We start from the raw sequence: 3102 nt of genomic DNA, 5'->3' as shown, positions 1-3102 counted from the left end.
GGGGCTGGGGGTGCTGGCGCTGGCGCTGTACTTCCTCCTGCCCTTCGACATCCGGGGGTACGTCTACTACCTCAACACGCGCTACGCGCACCTGGCCGCGGCGCTGCTGGTGGCGAGCATGCCGGCCGCGCGCGCGGACTGGCGGCGGCCGTTGGGGCTCGCGGCGGCGGGGAGCGCGTTGCTGCTGGCCTTCGTGATGGGGCGCGGCTTCCAGAACTTCTCCCAGGAGGCCCGCGAGTTGGAGGCGCTGTCCGGCCTGGCCGCGAACCGGCCGAAGGTGATGGGGCTGGTGTTCGACCCGCGCTCCAGCGTGGTGCGCTTCCCCGTCTTCATCCACGCCGCGGCGGTGGTGGCGCGCGAGCGCGGCGGGGTGCCCAACTTCACCTTCGCCACCACGCCCCACTCGCCCCTGCGCTACCGGGGGGAGGTGCCGCCCACCTTCCCGTCCGAGTGGCGGCCGCAGGAGATGAACCAAGCGACGCAGGGCACCTGGTACGACCACTTCCTGGTGCGCGGGGTGCATCCGTCGCGCGTCTTCGGCGCCCAGCTCCAGTCGGAACTGGTCATCGTGGGACAGAGTGGAGGGAGCTGGCTGGTGCGGCGGCGGTAGCGCGTGAAGTAGAAACCCGGCGCATGAGCCCTGCCTCCACCGAGCCCCGTCCCCTGCTGGATGCGTTGCGCGCCGGCACACCCCTGCCCGCCTTCCCGGAGGCGGACGTCGCCCAGGCCCGGAAGCTCGCGGACGAAGTGGGCTCCGCGACACCCGCGGCCGTGGAGGCCCTGCCCGAGGCCCTGGCGGGCGCGGTGCTGGAGGCCGCCGTGCTGGCGGGCCAGGTGGCGCTGCCGGAGGCCCTGTCCGCTTCGTCGGTGAAGCCGCTGGCCAAGGCCGCGAAGAAGGCGCTCTATCGGCTGCGCTCGCGCGGCGTCACCCCGGCGGAAGCCCCCAGGGAGGCGCCCATGACTCCGGCCCCGGAGACGCTGCCCACGCTGGTGACGGTGGTGTCGTCGGCGGGGCAGTACGGCCTGCTGCTCACGCGCGTGGTGCGCGGCGGCGTGGAGCTGCTCCAGGTCATCGCGTCGGATGAGCAGGGCGTGCTGGAGCTCAACCGCACCGAGCAGAGCCGCGGGGACATCCGCCGCATCCTCAAGCACGGGCTGAAGAACGGCTTCGGCATGGAGGTCTCCCGCGATGAGGGGGCCCGGCTGCTCGCCGAGGCCGCGGCCCTCAACCTGAGCACCCGCACGCCCTTCCCGCCGGACCTGGAGGCCGCGCTGCGCCACCACGGAGTGCAGCCCATCCACGTGCCCGAGCCCCTCCCCGCCCCCGAGCCCGACGACGTGCGCCATGCCCTGGAGGGCGATCAGCTCCACGCGACGCCGGAGATCGCCGAGTGGATGCCGCCCGACGCGGAGATGCGGGGCCTGATGGAGCAGGTGCAGGCGCTGGCGTCGAGCCCGCTGGCGTTGAGCGGGGCCCAGCGCCAGGAACAGGTGCGGCAGCGGGTGCTGGACGCGGCGAGGGCCTACTTCACCCCGGAGGTGCGCCAGCGCTACGCGCGCCGCCTGTGGCGCATGGCGGCCTTCTTCGACGCGACCGGGCGGGCCCTCCAGGCGTCCATCGCCCGGGGCGAGGCGCGGCGCCTCTTCCACGGACTCGACGAGCCCTTCTCGCTCTTCGCGGAGACGCTCTTCGCCAAGGTCGTGGTCCTGGCCGCGGCGGGTGCCCAGGCCCAGGCGGCGCAGGGCGCCACGGCCCCTGAAGCGCTTCCTGCCGCCCCCACGGGCGAGCGGCGCAGCCCCGGAGGCCTCATCCTGCCCTGACGGCGCCCCTGAGCCTTCAGGAGCCGCCGTCAGCAGGGCCCGCGTCCCGGACGCCTCGAAGGCGCCCCGGGAGCGGGCCCGCTTGCATCAGAGCTGCTCCGTGCGGGCGCACAGGAGCAGGTCCAGGTTCTCGTGCTCCCAGGCGAGCGCCCGTTGGTAGTCGTGGAAGCGCTTCTCGTGCTCCATCAACTCCGGCGGGTGGATGCAGCGCCGGCCGTCCTCGCCCCGGCGGGCGCGGTAGACGTGGTGCAGCATCTCGTGGAAGACGATCCACTCCACGAAGTACCGGGGCACCAGCGGCTGATCCAACGCAGGGTGGATGCGGATGACCTTCGAGTCCGCCGAGTACGAGCCCATCTTGATGCTCTTGCGAGGCCCCTTCACCCGGGGCGCCGGCCCATAGGTGATGGCCGCGTCGATGCGGCTCTGGAAGTAGCGCTCGTTGAGCCGCTCATAGATGCGGGTCAGGTCGTGGTAGCGCCCCACCGGGGACAGCCGCAACCGCTTGCGCATCTGCGCCGGGGACAGCCGGCGGATGAAGATGCGGTTGCGCTCGATGTAGCGGTCCAGGAGCGCGCTGGCGTCCGGGTCCCCCTTGCGCACGAAGCTCGCGAGCGCCTGGAGCACTTCGTCCGGTGCGGCCAGGAACATGTGGTGCAGCCTCAACCGCCACAGCGCCCGCTGGCGTTGGAACGTCAGCATCGTGTGGGTGTTGTCGTGGATCTCCACCGCAACCTTCCCCCGCAGCCGCGTGCGCAACCGGCGCTCCAACACGCGTCGCCACACCTTCACCAGTCGGTTGGGCTCTGGGGCGACCGGGAGCTGCCGGGCCACCCTCCCCGCGGGGTAGGTCCTCTGTCGGATGATGTTCTTCTGCTTCTTCGCGCGAGCCATAGAGGGGCCGGAGTCTACGGACCCCTCTGACATGTGTAAACGCGCCCGCTTGGTGGAAAACCAAGGAATTCCAACGACTTAAGGGCACTCAAGCGTACCCGGTCCTACGTGTCCTCCGGGGGGTGCGGATGCCGCATACGCGTAAGTCGCCGTGCCAATTAGCGTCGCCTGCGGCATGGGACCCGGAGCGTCTGGAGTTCCCCGGTTACAGGTCGGACGTTGTAGGTCTCGATGCCCCGAGGTGCACGCCGTCCCGGGCAGGTGTACTGGACGCGGAGCGGGCCGGGAGCCAGGGCGACCACCTGGTTGATGGGCAGCTTTCCGCCCCCCGGCCGGCCAAGCACGGTGCGCACCGGGGCCTCGAAGCGGACCTCCACGGTGGCGGGG

The 3102-nt window shown here is 71.8% G+C and carries 3 protein-coding genes and 1 pseudogene; 2 read left to right on the top strand and 2 right to left on the bottom strand.

The window, feature by feature from the left end; all coding sequences use genetic code 11:
- Both D7V77_RS41195 and D7V77_RS41190 read left to right on the top strand, forming a co-directional pair.
- A pseudogene (locus D7V77_RS41195) lies at window positions 1-610 on the top strand (hypothetical protein); the annotation flags it as partial.
- 23 nt (window positions 611-633) lie between these two features.
- Window positions 634-1821: a hypothetical protein gene (locus D7V77_RS41190; RefSeq protein ID WP_120581629.1), complete on the top strand. Its 1188-nt coding sequence runs from the start codon at window positions 634-636 to the stop codon at window positions 1819-1821.
- An 87-nt stretch (window positions 1822-1908) separates the two neighbouring features.
- On the opposite strand, the gene D7V77_RS41185 is transcribed toward D7V77_RS41190, so the two are convergent.
- The gene (locus D7V77_RS41185; protein ID WP_167548358.1) at window positions 1909-2715 is read right to left on the bottom strand and encodes a hypothetical protein; all 807 of its coding nucleotides are present in this window, start codon (window positions 2713-2715) and stop codon (window positions 1909-1911) included.
- Window positions 2716-2873: 158 nt separating this feature from the next.
- Window positions 2874-3102, bottom strand: a 229-nt coding sequence (locus tag D7V77_RS45360; RefSeq protein ID WP_233597545.1) for a hypothetical protein, incomplete at its 5' end; no start/stop codon positions are given.

It is taken from the genome of Corallococcus sp. CA041A (assembly GCF_003612075.1).
Taxonomy (GTDB): Bacteria; Myxococcota; Myxococcia; order Myxococcales; family Myxococcaceae; genus Corallococcus; species Corallococcus exiguus.
Note: the sequence above shows the minus strand (reverse complement) of the source record. Positions and strands in the feature narration are given on the sequence as shown.

What these genes read in the sequence shown, in the direction of transcription:
- D7V77_RS41190 (WP_120581629.1), top strand. Translation starts at nt 634, where the DNA reads ATGAGCCCTGCCTCCACCGAGCCCCGTCCCCTGCTGGATGCGTTGCGC.
- D7V77_RS41185 (WP_167548358.1), bottom strand. Translation starts at nt 2,715, where the DNA reads ATGGCTCGCGCGAAGAAGCAGAAGAACATCATCCGACAGAGGACCTAC.